The 13,980-nt window shown below is 71.7% G+C and carries 16 protein-coding genes; 8 read left to right on the plus strand and 8 right to left on the minus strand.

What is annotated here, in order from left to right; translation table 11 throughout:
• Nucleotides 1-196: 196 nt before the first annotated feature.
• The gene (locus ACIG47_RS15810; RefSeq protein ID WP_397431911.1) at nucleotides 197-2,302 is read right to left on the minus strand and encodes a cytochrome P450; all 2,106 of its coding nucleotides are present in this window, start codon (nucleotides 2,300-2,302) and stop codon (nucleotides 197-199) included.
• 258 nt (nucleotides 2,303-2,560) lie between these two features.
• On the opposite strand from ACIG47_RS15810, the gene ACIG47_RS15815 reads away from it, so the two are divergent.
• Nucleotides 2,561-2,689, plus strand: a complete 129-nt coding sequence (locus tag ACIG47_RS15815; protein WP_397431912.1) for a hypothetical protein — start codon at nucleotides 2,561-2,563, stop codon at nucleotides 2,687-2,689.
• Nucleotides 2,690-2,881: 192 nt separating this feature from the next.
• Here ACIG47_RS15815 and ACIG47_RS15820 read toward each other — a convergent pair whose 3' ends face one another.
• The 3 genes from ACIG47_RS15820 to ACIG47_RS15830 all read right to left on the minus strand — a co-directional run bounded on the left by ACIG47_RS15820 (nucleotide 2,882) and on the right by ACIG47_RS15830 (nucleotide 6,582).
• Entirely contained in the window at nucleotides 2,882-4,114 is a 1,233-nt protein-coding gene (locus ACIG47_RS15820) for a cytochrome P450 (RefSeq protein WP_397431913.1), read from the minus strand.
• Between the two features lie 453 nt (nucleotides 4,115-4,567).
• Nucleotides 4,568-5,392: a phosphotransferase family protein gene (locus ACIG47_RS15825; RefSeq protein ID WP_397431914.1), complete on the minus strand. Its 825-nt coding sequence runs from the start codon at nucleotides 5,390-5,392 to the stop codon at nucleotides 4,568-4,570.
• A 293-nt stretch (nucleotides 5,393-5,685) separates the two neighbouring features.
• Complete coding sequence (locus ACIG47_RS15830; RefSeq protein WP_397431915.1) at nucleotides 5,686-6,582, minus strand: MerR family transcriptional regulator; 897 nt, start codon at nucleotides 6,580-6,582, stop codon at nucleotides 5,686-5,688.
• Between the two features lie 158 nt (nucleotides 6,583-6,740).
• On the opposite strand from ACIG47_RS15830, the gene ACIG47_RS15835 reads away from it, so the two are divergent.
• Both ACIG47_RS15835 and ACIG47_RS15840 read left to right on the plus strand, forming a co-directional pair.
• On the plus strand, nucleotides 6,741-7,328 hold the full coding sequence (locus ACIG47_RS15835; protein ID WP_397431917.1) for an HD family hydrolase: 588 nt from the start codon (nucleotides 6,741-6,743) through the stop codon (nucleotides 7,326-7,328).
• A gap of 41 nt (nucleotides 7,329-7,369) precedes the next feature.
• The gene (locus tag ACIG47_RS15840; RefSeq protein WP_397431918.1) at nucleotides 7,370-7,993 is read left to right on the plus strand and encodes a maleylpyruvate isomerase family mycothiol-dependent enzyme; all 624 of its coding nucleotides are present in this window, start codon (nucleotides 7,370-7,372) and stop codon (nucleotides 7,991-7,993) included.
• Between the two features lie 2 nt (nucleotides 7,994-7,995).
• On the opposite strand, the gene ACIG47_RS15845 is transcribed toward ACIG47_RS15840, so the two are convergent.
• Nucleotides 7,996-8,337, minus strand: coding sequence for a winged helix-turn-helix transcriptional regulator (locus ACIG47_RS15845; protein ID WP_397431919.1), 342 nt, complete (start codon nucleotides 8,335-8,337; stop codon nucleotides 7,996-7,998).
• Between the two features lie 87 nt (nucleotides 8,338-8,424).
• Between ACIG47_RS15845 and ACIG47_RS15850 the strand changes: the two genes are divergently transcribed.
• On the plus strand, nucleotides 8,425-9,006 hold the full coding sequence (locus ACIG47_RS15850) for a hypothetical protein (protein ID WP_397431921.1): 582 nt from the start codon (nucleotides 8,425-8,427) through the stop codon (nucleotides 9,004-9,006).
• A gap of 56 nt (nucleotides 9,007-9,062) precedes the next feature.
• Here the strand turns inward: ACIG47_RS15850 and ACIG47_RS15855 are convergent, their stop codons facing one another.
• Nucleotides 9,063-9,878 (minus strand): NAD(P)H-binding protein, encoded by an 816-nt coding sequence (locus ACIG47_RS15855; protein WP_397431922.1) that lies wholly within the window; start codon nucleotides 9,876-9,878, stop codon nucleotides 9,063-9,065.
• Between the two features lie 85 nt (nucleotides 9,879-9,963).
• Here ACIG47_RS15855 and ACIG47_RS15860 point away from each other — a divergent pair, with 85 nt between their 5' ends.
• On the plus strand, nucleotides 9,964-10,380 hold the full coding sequence (locus ACIG47_RS15860; protein WP_397431923.1) for a winged helix-turn-helix transcriptional regulator: 417 nt from the start codon (nucleotides 9,964-9,966) through the stop codon (nucleotides 10,378-10,380).
• Nucleotides 10,381-10,393: 13 nt separating this feature from the next.
• Here ACIG47_RS15860 and ACIG47_RS15865 read toward each other — a convergent pair whose 3' ends face one another.
• Nucleotides 10,394-10,984: a DUF1990 family protein gene (locus tag ACIG47_RS15865; protein ID WP_397431924.1), complete on the minus strand. Its 591-nt coding sequence runs from the start codon at nucleotides 10,982-10,984 to the stop codon at nucleotides 10,394-10,396.
• Nucleotides 10,985-11,228: 244 nt separating this feature from the next.
• On the opposite strand from ACIG47_RS15865, the gene ACIG47_RS15870 reads away from it, so the two are divergent.
• On the plus strand, nucleotides 11,229-11,633 hold the full coding sequence (locus ACIG47_RS15870; protein WP_397431925.1) for a pilus assembly protein CpaE: 405 nt from the start codon (nucleotides 11,229-11,231) through the stop codon (nucleotides 11,631-11,633).
• A gap of 76 nt (nucleotides 11,634-11,709) precedes the next feature.
• On the opposite strand, the gene ACIG47_RS15875 is transcribed toward ACIG47_RS15870, so the two are convergent.
• The gene (locus ACIG47_RS15875; protein WP_397431926.1) at nucleotides 11,710-12,234 is read right to left on the minus strand and encodes a hypothetical protein; all 525 of its coding nucleotides are present in this window, start codon (nucleotides 12,232-12,234) and stop codon (nucleotides 11,710-11,712) included.
• Between the two features lie 615 nt (nucleotides 12,235-12,849).
• Here ACIG47_RS15875 and ACIG47_RS15880 point away from each other — a divergent pair.
• Nucleotides 12,850-13,230, plus strand: coding sequence for a hypothetical protein (locus tag ACIG47_RS15880; RefSeq protein WP_397431927.1), 381 nt, complete (start codon nucleotides 12,850-12,852; stop codon nucleotides 13,228-13,230).
• Between the two features lie 81 nt (nucleotides 13,231-13,311).
• The gene (locus tag ACIG47_RS15885; RefSeq protein ID WP_397431928.1) at nucleotides 13,312-13,950 is read left to right on the plus strand and encodes an Atu4866 domain-containing protein; all 639 of its coding nucleotides are present in this window, start codon (nucleotides 13,312-13,314) and stop codon (nucleotides 13,948-13,950) included.
• Nucleotides 13,951-13,980: the final 30 nt, after the last annotated feature.

Consider the following 13,980-nt stretch of genomic DNA (forward strand, 5'->3'; position numbering starts at 1 on the left):
GGGGCTAGCGGCAGGTGCCCCAACCGTGGGTAGGTTCGCATCTCAAGAACCACGTCGACCTGGTCCTCTGTGTTGCCGCGAGCTCCGGTCCAGCACCTCGCTCGGGCTGACCGGAATGCTGACGATCGTCTCGGGCGCGCTTCGGCGGGGCCAGCATTGACGCTGGCCCCGCCGGCCTGTCGTCGACGAGGAGTCGCTACCTCGCGTTGCCGAGGGAGATCCGGCGCCGCAGGGCCTGGGCCAGTGGTGCTTCCCACGCGTCGGTGCCCTCCGTCGGATCGGGACCGTCGTGCGGAAGCCGGGCCATCGTCTGCTTGGTGACGCGGATGGCCTCCCGGTCGCGCCGGGCGATGCGCCGGGCCAGGCGCTTGGCCTCGGCCCCCACCTTCTCGGTCGGGACGACGGACTGCACGAGCCCGCCCTCCAGCGCCTCCTGGGCGTTGATGGCATCGCCGAGCAGCAGCATCGCGCGGGTCCAGCCCGAACCGATCTCGGCGACCAGGCGGTCCAGCACCTCGCTCGGACCCACCGGGATGCTGACGACCGTCTCGGGCGCGCGGAACCGTGCGTCCTCGGCGGCCACGCGTAGGTCGCTCGCGACCGCCAGCCCGAGCCCTGTTCCGGCGACGTTGCCGTGCAGCGCCGCGACTGTCACCGCCGGGCAGGTGCGCCAGGCGCGCAGCACCTCGTCGCCGAGCTCGACGAGGTTCCGGTAGCCGTCGGGGTCGTTGGTGGCGAGCTGGGCGAGCTCGTCCAGGTCGCCGCCTATGCAGAAGTGGTGCCCTTCGGCGCGCAGCACGACGGCGGCGATGTCGTCGGGCAGCGTCGTGAGCACGTCGCCCAGGGCGGTCAGCGTCGCTCGGTCGAGCCGGTTGTCGCCGTCGGGCCGCGTGAGGGTCACCACCAGCACGGCGTCCTCGCGGTCGACCACGACGGGTCCGGCGGCGGACGCGCTCTCACCAGCGGCCACCGCCGCACCAGCGGCCACCGCCGCACCAGCACTCGTGGTCGCGGCTCGACGGGGTCGCCGCCGTACCGGCACCGAACGTGTTCCGCGGAAGGCGAGGGTCTCGTCGTAGCCCACTGGCCCGGCGAACTCGAGATCGAACCGCTGCAGCACCTCGGGGAACAGGGTCGTCGCTTCCAGACGGGCCAGCGGCGCGCCCAGGCAGTAGTGCATGCCGACGCCGAAGGCGAGGTTGCGGCGAGGCGGACGCGAGAGGTTCAGGTCGTGCGGCGAGTCGTAGGCGTCGGGGTCGTGGTTGGCCGCGGCGACCACGGCGTGCACGATCTGCCCGGCCGGCACCGGGATGCCGCCCGGCAGCTCCGTGTCCTGCGCCGCGTACCGGGTCATGAGCTGTACGGGCGATACGAAGCGGACCAGCTCCTCGACGGCGCCGTGCACGGCTTCCGGGTGCTCGAGCATCCACGTGGCCTGGTCGGGCCGGCGCAGGAGCTGCACCACGCCGTCGGACAGCAGGGACGTCGTCGTCTCGAGGCCCGCCTCGATCATGACGTTGAGCTGGGAGCCGGCCACCGCGCGCACCGCGGGGTCGGTCTCTGTGTCGAGCCACTCTCCCAGCGGGGAGTCCTCCGGGAGCCGGGGTCTGGGCTGGGCTACGAGCTGTTCCCAGTACGCGTTCCACAGCTTGCCCGCGCGGTCGGCCTGCGCCATCCGCGCCTTGCTCGGCGCGAGGTCGTGCACGTTCGAGAGCATGCGGCTCATCTCGCACAGCAGCGGGATGTCCTCGCGCGGCAGCCCGAGAACGATGCAGAGCACCGCCATGGGCAGCCGGTCGCCGACCAGGGCCCCGAAGTCCGCCTCGCCGTCGGCGCGCAGCACCGCATCGAACCGGTCGAGGTACTCGTGGACGGTCTGGACGATCTGCGGTGTGAGGTCAGCGACCGACCGCGGCGAGACGAACGAGCCAAGGCTGCGGCGCAGCCCGGCGTGCCCGGGCGGGTTGGTGCCGAGCGCGGAGTCGTGCAGGAACTTCAGGCCCGGGTGCCGCACCCACGTCGGCTGGCGCGCGGTGCGCCAGGCTGCGTCCACGGTGCGCCAGCCGGATCCGCTGAGCACCTCGTGGCTCGCGCCGTGCGAGGTGACCATCCAGGCTCCCCACGGCATGCGTACCGCCGGGCCCATGGCCCGCAGCTCGTCGTAGACGGCGTGGGGGTCGGCGCGCCCTTCAGGCGTGCTCAGGTGCCGGATCAGCTTGGTCACGCGGCGGCGGGACTCGCGGTCCGAGCTGGCTGCGGCGGCGTCTGCCGTCTTCCGGGATCTGCCGGTGTGGTCAGGCAATGGGGGCTCCTTCTTCAGCCAAGACACCATCTCGTCTGCCGATGGACAACGTTAAACATAACGTGCATACCGGGCAGAACATACGGCCCTTGCGAGTCGCCGTGTGACCATTGCGTAAACAAGTGACTATGAGGAAGTCATGTGGCGGTGCGGTTAGTCTTGTGCGTCGTTGGCGCAACCTGGCAGCCTCGGCAACTGCCTGCCACGCCGCCCCCGGCGTCGAAGACCCCCTGTCGGTTCGTCACGAACGACACCGTCATGGCGGGGTCGGTCGGCGGAGAGGTGCGACGCCTCGGGGAGGCTCCGGTGGACGAGGTCGAGTCCTGGGTGCGCACCGGGACGTTCCGTACGCCGGTGCACCCGGGGACCCTCGCCAGCACGGCCTGAGTTCCCCAGCCGCTGGTGCTCGTCCCGAGCATCGGTAGCTCGAGTCGCCAACATCCTCGACGAGGCACGCTGGAGCCTCGAGCTCGTGCTCACGATGCAGGTCCCCGACGGCGAAGCCCGCGGGCCTGGCGCACGAAGACTTGCGCGAACGGCAAGGCGCACGTCGATGCCGTCTGACGCTCCAGGGGCAGGTCAGATGCGGGCAGGCGTGCGGGCGGCCTGGCGCTCGGGAGTGAACGTCACCGGCAGCGTGGACGGGTAGCGCGACCACGGCGATGGCGCCCACTTCACCACCGGGTCGGTGAGCCTCAGGTCGAGCCGCTCCATGAGGCTCTCCACCGCGATCTTGACCACGAGCCGCCCGGGGCGCTTGGCGGGGCACGCGTGCGGCCCGACGCCGAACGACAGGTGCGACCGGTTGCCCGCCTCGAACAGGTCGTCGCTGGTGCGCACCCGCGGGTCGTTGTTCGCGGCAGCCACGCCCATCACTATCGCGTCACCGGCGCGGATCCGGGCGGTGCCGAGGGTGCAGTCGGTCACGGCGTACCGGGCGGGCAGGTTCGCCACGGGCGGCTCGCTCCACAGCGTCTCGTCCATCGCGTCGTCCAGGCCGCGGCGCACGCCGGTGAGGCGGCCGGTGTACCGGGGGTCGGTGAGCATGCGGCGAAGCGTGGCTGCGATCCAGGTCACGAGCATCTCGTTGGCCGCGCAGATCGCGACCACCATCGTGTGCACGATCTCGGTGTCGTCCTCGAAGCTCGGGTGCTCGATGAAGCTGGTGGTCAGGTTCGGGCTTGGCTCCGCCCGGGTCGCGATGACGTGGTCCATCACGATCTGGTCCATCCGGACCAGGGCTGACACGGGATCGCCGCCGTGCCCGAAGATCTCGCTGGCGCAGCGCAGCAGGTCGACCCCCTGCCGCTCGTCGAACCCGAACATGGCCGACACCGCCAGGAACGACACCGCCGCCGCATACTCGCCCATCAGGTCCGCACTGCCCTTGGCGGCGAACGAATCGATGAGCCGGGCGCAGACGACGCGCACGAGCGCTGCCGTCCGGACCTCGTCCATGTCGGCGAACGCCTCGTCCACCGGGAGCCGCAGCCGCCGGTGCTCCGCGCCGTCCGCGAAGTACAGGTTCCGCCGTCCGGTCGGGGACAGGATGGCGTGCAGGTTCGACTGCGGTGGTAGCTGCTCTCTCCAGTGCCGTGGGTTCCGGGCGAAGACGCTCTCCGTGCGCATCACCTCCATCACCTCGGCGTGCCCCAGCACGAGCCAGCCCGGTACGCCTGGCTCCAGGTCCACGGGGGCCACCGGCCCCCACTGGTCCTGCAGCTCGCGCAGTGCCGCAGTCATGTCCTCTGCGCCGGTCAGGTCCACCAGCGCGACCCGGCCCTCGCTCGGCTGCGGTTCCAGGTCAGGCATGCCACTCCACCCGTCGACATCCATCTGAATTATCCACCGAAATCTGGGGCGACCTGCGTAGACGCCCGATCAGGCGTTTCTATCACGGGCAGCAGAGAACACGAAACACGCGGCGTTCTTCCCCACGGCGGCCAGGTCCGGCTCATCGTCGTCGCGAACGCCAGCGCCCGGAACGCCTCTCGCGAGACCCGCGCTCCGCTCATGACCGCTCAGGGCCAGCTCGACCCCATCCTGTGGTGACCTGCTGTCCGCTCCGGTAGAACGATCGCCAGGAGCTGGGTGGCGAACGTCAGGATCTCGGTCGACATGGACGACGTGGAGAACGCGGAGGCGCTGAGCGAGCGGCTGCGGACGGAGGCTCCGACCTCCGGTCGAGTCCTGAGCGTGGCGGAGCACCCGCCGCCGGCACCCCTTGCCGCGTCACGTGCCTGGTCGTCATCGCCAGGCCCGCGACTAGCGAAGCGCCCTCAGCTCGTCGAGGGCACGATGCCCACGCTCGACCACCCCCGGAACGCCATCGCGGCGTCCTTCACGGATGGGGATCTCGAGCATGTGGAGCACGTGAGCCGCTGTGAGCACGGCCGCTCCTTCCCCGCCGACCAGATCGAGGATCTTCGTCCACAGTCGCCTTCGGACGTCGTCCAGCAGCGGGTCCTGGAACGAGTACCACACGAGCGTGGTGAGATCGATGGCCCGCGTGCCGCTACCCGCGTTCCCGATGTCGACGACCGCCACCACAGCCCCGTCGCGGACCAGAACGTTGCCGGGTGTCGAGAGGTCGGCGTGGACCATGTCCGGTGCCTCTCGTGGTGCCGGGACGTCGGCGCACGCGAGCCGCAAGCGCTCGACCAGGGCTGATACCGCGTCGGAATATCCCGAGAGCCTGGCGATGGACCGGCGGAGGCGCGACTGCTCCGGCGTCTCGCTGAGCTCCGGCCCGGCGCCAGCCGGTTCCACGCCGGCGGCGACCCGCCAGGCGTACGACCAGTGGTCGTAGGGCTCGGAGCCTTGGCCGGCCTGGAGCTCGACGATCTCCATCAGCTGCTCGACGAGGGACGGCGTGAGCTCGGCCGCGGGTGCCGCGTCGACGAAGTCCATCAGATGCCACACATGAGTGGCCGTGGCCCCAGCCCCGAGCCACGCCGGGGTCGGATAGCCGCGGCCACGCATGTGCTCGACCACCCGCTGGGCGCGCAACGTCTCGTCCAGGTGCCCGGGGTGAGCGCGGGGAACTGCTTTGAGAACCGCGTCGGTACTGCCGGCAAGCTGCACGCGCACGGCACCCCCCGTTGACGCCGCCGGGCAGGCGGCCGAGAAGAGTGACCTCTGCCCCGACCGCAGCGGCCACATCGTCCAGCAGCTCGGCCGATGGCTCTTCGGGAGGGATGCTCTGGTTCATCGGCTCGTGGTCGCAACGGCGGGAGCACAGCACATGCGCACCACCCTACGGTCGGACCCGGCCCCGGCGGCTGGTCGCCGTCCGCTCGCGAGGCTCTGGCGGCTGACGAGAGCCGGTTCGCTCGCGACGCCCACGCCAGCCGCGTGTCCCAGCACGATGAATAGCGGATTCTTTACGCATCATCCAGCCGCTCGCTCCTCGACGCAGCCGTCCCGTGGGTGTCGAGCTCGGCGGCCAGCTCCATGCAGCGCAGACGAGCCGGGGAGACGTCGTACGGGATCTTCCCGAAGGCTTCGAAGGCGCTCATGGTCTTCTGCCCACCGCCGGCATCCTCGTCCAGAGCGGGATCCCAGGACTCGAACAACGCCTCGTCACGCTGAGCCAGGCCGGATTCCTCGATCACGGCGTGCAGTCTCGCTTCGAAGGCGTGTCGTTCGGCAGCAACCCTGGCTACACGGGGGTCGTCGACGGCGACCGTGTCGTCGAGCGCCTCCTCGGCGGCATCCACCCGGTCGGACTCCTCGCGCAGGTCCCGGTGGGTGGCCAGGGCGATGAACCGGGAGGCCCGGACGGCCGCGCCGAGCGGGCCGAGGACCCGCTCGGTGACCAGCAGGTCGTCCAGGTCCGCCTGCCGCAGCGAGCCCGCGGGCAGGTCCTTCAGCCGGCTCGTGATGACGTCGGAGAGCAGGCCCATCCGGCTGCCTTCGGTGCGCATGCGCTGCACGGCGGCCCGCTGGCGCCGCAGCGCTGCCTCCCGGGCGTCGATGGTCTGCTCCAGCCGGTCCAGGATCTCCACCACACCGTGGTCTGCCGAGGGCACAGCAGGATCAGTGTCGGCGAAGGCGTCGCGGATGTCGTCCAGCGCGATCCCGGCGTCGGCCATCGTGCGGATCCACAGGAGCCGGATCATGTCGTCGTAGCCGTAACGACGGCGGTCGTCGCCGCCGCGCTCGGGCTCCGGGAGCAGGCCGATCTCGTGGTAGTGCCGGATCGCTCGCGGCGTGGTGCCGACGAAGGCCGCCGCGTCACCGATCTTGACCTGGCGCGGCGGGATGAAGGACGGATGCATGAGCGGGCCTTCCTGAGAGGGACGTGAGACCAGCGGAACACATGCCGCTACGGGAGGTGCAACTCCAGGCAGCCCGGTACCCGATCGCCGGGTCAGGAGACCGGACGGCGGTTAGCCTGCGTGCGTCGCAGGAGCTCGACGACCAGGAAGGCACCGGCATGGCCGACGACGTCACCGACCCCGCAGCGGCGGGCGTCGCGAACTTCGCCCACGAGATGGGCGTGCTCAAACGGCTCCGCAGGTCCGGGTGGTGGCAGGTGGGCGTGCGCGACCCCGAGTCCGTGGCCGAGCACAGCCTGCGCGTCGCCCAGCTCGCCGCGCTGATCGCTTCCGAGGAGGGAGCCGACCCTGCCCGGGCGGCGTACCTGGGCCTGTGGCACGACTCCCAGGAGACCCGGATCACCGACCTTCCCCACTCGTCCCGCGCCTACCTGGCACGGACAGGCGACAACGAGACCATCACCCGGGACCAGACGTCCCACCTGCCTGACGCGGCGGCGAAGACCGTGACCGACGCCGTGATCGAGTACGAGGCCCAGGAGACCCCGGAAGCCCGGTGCGCCAAGGACGCCGACAAGCTGGAGTGCCTGCTCCAGGCCCTGGAGTACCGGGCGGCCGGCCACCAGCACGTCCAGAAGTGGATCGACAGCTCCCGCGCCGGGATCAGGACGGCGTTCGCCGCCCGCGTGGCCGACGCGGCACTGGCGGGAAGCACCATGGCGTGGCACGACCAGGCCGGGTCCTGAGTTCGAGCAACACCGAGCATCCTGGTCCATACACTGCCCGCATGCCCCACCCTTCCCTGATCCAGGTACGAGAGCACGCCGCCCTGGTCGACGACCTCCGCACCCTCACCCCGGCCCAGTGGCGCTCGCGGTCGCTCTGCGGTGACTGGACCGTCGAGGACGTCGTCGCGCACCTGGGTGCCGCCTCCACGTCGACCTTCTGGGGTTGGCTGCGCAGCATGGCCGGCGCTCGTTTCGACGCGGACCTGCACAACCAGCGTCGCCTCGAGGAGTTCCGTGCGGACTCGGCCGAGCAGACGCTGGAGCGTTACGCCGCCGTCGGCCCGATCGCGCTGCCGCGCACGGAGAGCGTGGCGGGGCTGGGCGGGCTGCTCGTGCACGCCGAGGACATCCGCCGGCCGCTGGGCCTGGCACACCGGCCGGACGCCGAGGGGCTGCTCATGGTCGCCCGGTTCTTCGCGACCAGGGACTTCGCCGTGAACAGCAGGTCGCTGGTCAAGGGGCTCCGCCTGATCGCCACCGACGCGGACTTCCGGACGGGTGACGGCCCCACGGCGAGCGGTCCGCTGCTCTCCCTGGTGATGGCGATGGCAGGACGGCGCGAGGTGCTGGCCGACCTGGCCGGCGACGGGGTCCTCGTGCTGGACGCACGACTGGCTGCGTGACCCTAGCCGACCATGTCGCCGCAGCTCAGCGCCCCCTCCGGCGCGACCGCACCGTCGGTGCGCCGCAGGTGGGCCTCGCCCCAGACCCGCACGCCCTCGACCACGGGCAGCACCGTGGTCCCGTACGGCGTGAGCCGGTAGATCACGGGCGCCGGGACAGGCCCCGTCACCACACGCTCGACGAGCCCGTCGGCCTCGAGCTCACGGAGCTGCTCGGCGAGCACCTTGGCCGTGATGGGTGCACCGCGGCGGCGGAGGCCGGCGAAGTGGGACTCGCCGTGGGCGAGCCAGTAGATCAGGGTCAGCTTCCACTTGCCGCCGATCGCGGTGAACGCGGCGGCCATCGGGCAACCAGGGAGCGGATTGGGACGAGAGGGGTTACCCGCAGGTGCCTTCTTGTTCATGACCATGCTCCGCTCAATAGTCGAACCATGACGATTCCATACCGACGAATCCTGACTGTAGGCCTGTCCGCCGCCCTGTTGTTCGTGACGGCGGTATCGGGCGACGCCGCGCCGGCCTCCGTGTCATCGACGACCACCGACCCGCAGCGCGACTTCGACTGGGAGATCGGCACCTGGCGCTCGTCCGTGCGGGTGCTCGCCGACCCGCTCTCGGAGTCTCCGGACGAGTGGCTCCGGTTCTCCGGCACCAGCACCGTGCGCCCGCTCTCCGAGGGGCGGGCCAACGTGGTCGAGTTCGCGGTCTCGGGACCGGCCGGCAGCATCGACGCACTCAACCTGAGGCTGTACGAACCGCAGGCGCAGCGGTGGAGCCTCACCTTCGTGAACATGCGCGACGGCCTGCTGACCCCGGCTGTCTACGGCGGCTTCCACGACGGCGTCGGCGAGTTCTACGGCGACGACCACCTTGGTGACCGCCCCATCAAGGTGCGCTTCCTCATCACCCGCGTGAGCCAGGACGAGGCGCGGTTCGAGCAGGCGTTCTCGGCCGACGGCGGCGCGACGTGGGAGACGAACTGGGTCGTGGTGGACCGCCGGGTCCGGCACTGAGGTTGCACCCGCTGCGCCCGTCTCGGCCGTGGAGTGCGACCGAGACGGGCGTCGGCCTAGCTGAAGGCGCCGACGTGACGCGCGACCCAGTCGTCGAACGTCCGCGGGCTGCGGCCCAGGGCCAGCGCCGTGTCGGGAGAGGGCGTCCGCTCGTCCTCGGTCGGCGTACCGAGCGCGTCCAGGGTCCTGTCGACGACTGCCGGGGGCCAGAACTGGGACAGCTCGGCGAAGGCTTCCTCGCGGCTCTGCTCCACGAACCGGACCTCCTCGCCGAGTGCCGCCGCGATGGCGGCCGTCTGGGCGCGCGGGGTGAGGGCCTCGGGACCGTTGAGCGTGTAGTGCCGGCCCAGGTGAGCGTCCTCCAGCAGGGCCGCCGCGGCGGCCGCGGCGATGTCGGCGGGGTCGATCGGCGGGAGCGGGACGTCGCCGAACGGGGCGCGGACCGTCCGCGCCGAACGGACCGACTCCGCCCACAACAGGGCGTTGGACGCGAAGCCGCCCGGACGCAGGACGGTCCACTCGGGTGCCTCGGTGGTCACGGTCCGTTCCAGGCCGGCCAGGAACGGGTCGTCGCCCCGCGACGTGGCGCGCTGGGAGGAGAGCAGCACGATCCGTTCGACCCCGGCGGATCGAGCGGTCCGGACGAGCTCGGCCACCGGCAGGGTCGGGTCGGGAGCCATCAGGAACATCCGGTCGGCGCCCTCGAGGGCGGGCGCGAGGCCGGCCGGGTCGGCGAGGTCGCCGGATGCGTGCCGGGCGCCGTCCGGCAGGGTCGTCGGACGGCGTGACACGGCGGTCACCTCCTGTCCTGCGGCGACGAGTGACTCGATGAGCGGGCGACCGATGTTGCCCGTCCCGGTGACGACGATCATGACTGTCCTTTCGACGTGGGTACCGGGCGACGCTAAGCAGCAGGCTTACCGAAAGAAAGGGCATACCTCGGGGTAAGGTCCACACGTGGAGAACGGAAAGACGGAGGCGTCCGCAGAGCCTGAGGGCCTGCGTGACGTGTTTCACACGGACTGCGCGGCCCGGCAGGTGCTCGATCACGTCACCAGCCGCTGGGGTGTGTGGGTGCTGATCAGGCTGGGGGAGCGGCCCCTTCGGTTCTACGAGCTGCGCGATCGCATCGAGGGCATCAGCGAGAAGATGCTGTCGCAGACCCTGCGGAACCTCGTCCAGGACGACCTGGTCTGGCGCACGGTCGAGCCGACCGCCCCGCCGACCGTCACCTACGGGCTGACGCCGTCCGGCACCGGTCTCGGCGAACGCCTCGCCGCGCTGCTCGACTGGATCGAGTCCACGTTCGACGAGTCCGGTGAGGCCGCCGAACCGTCGTCGGTGGCGGACGCCGTGTCCGCCGTCGGCGCCTGACCGTACCGTCTCGTCACGCGCCTCCGGCGCCGTCGCGCCGGAGCGCCCGGAGATACCGGCGTCGATAGACCCGCTGCGCGACCAGGATCAACGGGAAGAGCGCACGCCACCGGCCGCGCCCGGCACGGGTCAGGGAACGGAGCGTCAGGCGCACGGTCCCGGCGTCGTCCCGGTGCACGACGAACGCCTCCTCGCCGGAGACCGGATGGCCCTGCAAGGTGCCGTAGGCGAGCGCGGCGCGATGATCGGTCGCCACCGTGGCGACCACCTCGACCGGCTCGCGCACGCGGAGGGGCCCGATCCGCGCCACGAGCCAGTAGCGCTCACCCTGCCGGACGTCGCGCCCCGCCCCGGGCGACGGCTCGACGGCGAACCCGCTGCGGGTCTTGACGCCCCAGGCGAGGACCGCCGCCGAGACCTCCTCCCAGAGATCCGCGCCGGAGCCGAGGGTGACGGTGCGCTCGTAGGCCCGCCATCCGTCGGGCGGCGACCACGCCACCGACGCCGGGGTCGTCCGGCTCACGACGTCGTAGCTGAGGGCGCGCCTGTCGAGCCGGTTCCCGCCGGCAGCCGCCGGTGCGGCGTCCTTCGCTGTGCTGCCCACGCCGCACATCCTGCCGCACCCGTGCCCGCGGGAGTCTCGCCGCGGGTCCCGGACTGTCGTCGTGACGCGGCACGATGACGGCATGACCCGTCCCCGGAGAACCGGCGGCCCCTCACCCGGATCGGCTGCGACGACGCACTGCCGGTGGTCACGATGCGTGCGTTCCTCGGAGATCCGGCACGGTTCGTGCACGGTCTCCGGAGCAACCGACCCACGGGCCGGTCGCTCGTCCCACAATGGACCGATGATCTCCACCGACCTTGCCGTCCGGCTCCGCGACGCAGGCCTGGTCTGGACCCCGGCCGACGGTGACCAGTTCCAGGTCCGGGCGCCCGACCTCGCCGGAGACGTCTTCACCGTCAGCACCATGACCATCGAGGCGCACGAGTACCCCACGGGCACCATCCTCGGTTTCAACGGCACCACCGAGTGGGCGCTGGACGCCGTGGCGATCGAGGACGCGCTGTGGCTGCCCCGCGAGGACCAGCTCCGCGGCCTCCTGCGCTCGACGTTCCGGGCGCTGCGGCGTCAGGGCGACGGTTACGAGGTGGAGGTCGAGCTGCTCGGGCAGACCCGCGTGTTCGCGGACCCGGATCCCGCGCATGCCTACGGTGAGGCGCTGCTGGCGCTCATGGACCTCAGCCGCTGAACCGGACGGAGGGCTCAACGCCCGCCCCCGGCGCTGCCGTGCTGCGCAGAACGGGCCGGGGTTGTTCGAGCACGGGTCATTCGAGGAAGCAGGGAAACTGCTCGAGGTCGGCGATGCTCGCCGGCGGAAACTGGCGCGGAGGACCGACGGAACCTCTCTCGTCGGCGCGCAGGTGCCGGTCGATGAAGCGTTGCGTGTTGCCGAGGGTGGCGGAGCACTGGGCGGCTGTGATCCGACCCTGGTCGAGGGCCTCGCCCAGCTCCTCGAGGTCCAGCACGTGGTAGCGATCGGCGCCGGGCGGCACCAGGAAGTCGACGTAGAGGTCGTGGACCACCAGTCCGGCCCCCGTCGTCTCGATCTCGACCAGGTCGACGTACCACCAGCCGTCGACCGGCCCCACGAACGTCACCGGCCTCGTCAGCTGTACCCCCTGATCGAGCAGCAGGTAGCAACGGTCGACCGTCGGCCGTCCCCGCACCTGGTACTCGGGCAGGATGCGAACGTCGTAGGCGGCTACCTCGCCGATGCGCCGGCCGGGGCACCACTGGCCGGTGCGGTGGAGGACCTGGATGTCTTCGACGGGTGAGGCGGGGGTCACCACGCGACTCTTTCACGGGCGGTCGCCAGGGCCCCTGGCGACGCGGTGCAGCACGGTCTCCGTGCCGGTCCTTCGTCGCCACCATGCAGGATGGACCGATGACGTGCACCGACCCGCAATGCGCCGTCCCCGGCGGCGGTACGCCATGACCCTGCCCGCCGACAGCCACGTGCACAGCGAGTGGTCCTGGGACACCGGCGGCCCGCGCTCCCACGCCGTCGGGCGCATGCGCGCCACGTGCGCTCGCGCGGTGCGGATCGGGCTGCCGGCCCTGTTCTTCACCGAGCACCTGGACATCCCGCGGAGCTGGCGTGCCGAGCCCGACGACCTGATGCCGCACCAGCGTCACCTCGTCGACGACGCCGGCCTGGTCGACATCGAGCCGCTCGACACGGACGGCTACCTCGACGCCGTCGACCGGATGCGGCACGAGTTCCCCGGGCTGCGCATCGGGACGGGCGTCGAGTTCGGGCAGCCGCACCTGAACGACGCCCAGGCGGCCCGGATCATCGACCTGGACCTGGTCGACCGGGTGCTCGGGTCGCTGCACACCCTCGATCTCGGCGGCGGTCACGCCGAACCGAGCCGGCTCTTCCAGGAGCAGACCCGGCCGTCGTCATGCACCGGTACCTGGAGAAGGTGCCCGTCATGGTGCGGGGCTCGGACACGTTCGAGGTCTTCACCCACATCGACTACGCGGTCCGGTCCTGGCCCGCCGAGGTGCACGGGCCGTTCGACCCGCGGGCCTTCGAGGAGCCCTTCCGGGTGGCGATGCGGTCGATCGCCGCCGGCGGCCGCGCCCTGGAGATGAACACCCGGCGGCTCTGGCCGTGGACCCCGCAGTGGTGGGCCGAGGAGGGCGGCCGGACCGTCAGCATCGGCAGCGACGCGCACACTCCCGACGCGCTCGCGGCGAACTTCCCCGAGGCCGCCGCGATGCTGGAGCACCTCGGATTCCGGCCGGGCCGCGCTCCCGAGGACCTGTGGGTGCGGGCCTGACCCGCCTGCGTGCCTGGGTGCGGCACTCCCAGGAGAGCCGCTGCCTCGTGCGGAGGCGTCCGCCACGGCAGTGTGGACGACATGCCCGCACCCGCAGAGCCTCAACCACGCATCGTCGTCACGGGCGCCCTCGTCCACCGCACGCCCACCCGGACGGTCCAGGAGGACCTGGCCACCGACGGCCCGCTGATCGCCGCGTCCGCGGACGGGGCCGCCGAACCCCTGGTGATCGACGGCCGCGGGGCCTCCGTCGTGCCGCTCCTCGTCGAGAGCGTCTTCGCCGCGCCCCGCCCGCCCGCCCCGGACGCCTTCGACCTCGGCCCGGGGCGGCCGGCCACGTTCGCGGTGGTCGACGGCACGGTCGCCCCGCACCGGATCACCCGCATGCTCGTCGTCGACCCCCGCGCCCTGCGCGCCGTCGTCGTCGACGGACGGGTCGTGGTGCGTGACGGCGTGGCCACCCGACGTCGCGGCACCGGCCACGCGCCGGACGACCCGCGGCTCGGCGCGTGGACCGACCCGCGGCGCGACATGACCCAGTACCTGACGGCCGACGGCCGGTACAGCGAGAGGCGGGGCACGACCCGTGACGCCTACACCGGAAGCTTCTGGCTCGACGGCGACCGGATCACCTACCTCGACGACACCGGCTTCTGGGCCTTCGGCCAGTACCACGAGGGTGTGCTGCACCACGCCGGATTCGTCCTGCACAGGGCCTGAGGGCGGCGCGGCCCGGCCGACCGCCGGCAC

Source organism: Promicromonospora sp. NPDC052451, assembly GCF_044547525.1.
In the GTDB taxonomy this organism is placed as follows: domain Bacteria; phylum Actinomycetota; class Actinomycetes; order Actinomycetales; family Cellulomonadaceae; genus Promicromonospora.

What these genes read in the sequence shown, in the direction of transcription:
- ACIG47_RS15830 (WP_397431915.1), bottom strand. Translation starts at nt 6,582, where the DNA reads ATGCATCCGTCCTTCATCCCGCCGCGCCAGGTCAAGATCGGTGACGCG.
- ACIG47_RS15840 (WP_397431918.1), top strand. Translation starts at nt 7,370, where the DNA reads ATGCCCCACCCTTCCCTGATCCAGGTACGAGAGCACGCCGCCCTGGTC.
- ACIG47_RS15885 (WP_397431928.1), top strand. Translation starts at nt 13,312, where the DNA reads ATGCCCGCACCCGCAGAGCCTCAACCACGCATCGTCGTCACGGGCGCC.
- ACIG47_RS15835 (WP_397431917.1), top strand. Translation starts at nt 6,741, where the DNA reads ATGGCCGACGACGTCACCGACCCCGCAGCGGCGGGCGTCGCGAACTTC.
- ACIG47_RS15850 (WP_397431921.1), top strand. Translation starts at nt 8,425, where the DNA reads ATGACGATTCCATACCGACGAATCCTGACTGTAGGCCTGTCCGCCGCC.
- ACIG47_RS15845 (WP_397431919.1), bottom strand. Translation starts at nt 8,337, where the DNA reads ATGGCCGCCGCGTTCACCGCGATCGGCGGCAAGTGGAAGCTGACCCTG.
- ACIG47_RS15855 (WP_397431922.1), bottom strand. Translation starts at nt 9,878, where the DNA reads ATGATCGTCGTCACCGGGACGGGCAACATCGGTCGCCCGCTCATCGAG.
- ACIG47_RS15880 (WP_397431927.1), top strand. Translation starts at nt 12,850, where the DNA reads ATGCACCGGTACCTGGAGAAGGTGCCCGTCATGGTGCGGGGCTCGGAC.
- ACIG47_RS15815 (WP_397431912.1), top strand. Translation starts at nt 2,561, where the DNA reads ATGGCGGGGTCGGTCGGCGGAGAGGTGCGACGCCTCGGGGAGGCTCCG.
- ACIG47_RS15870 (WP_397431925.1), top strand. Translation starts at nt 11,229, where the DNA reads ATGATCTCCACCGACCTTGCCGTCCGGCTCCGCGACGCAGGCCTGGTC.
- ACIG47_RS15820 (WP_397431913.1), bottom strand. Translation starts at nt 4,114, where the DNA reads ATGCCTGACCTGGAACCGCAGCCGAGCGAGGGCCGGGTCGCGCTGGTG.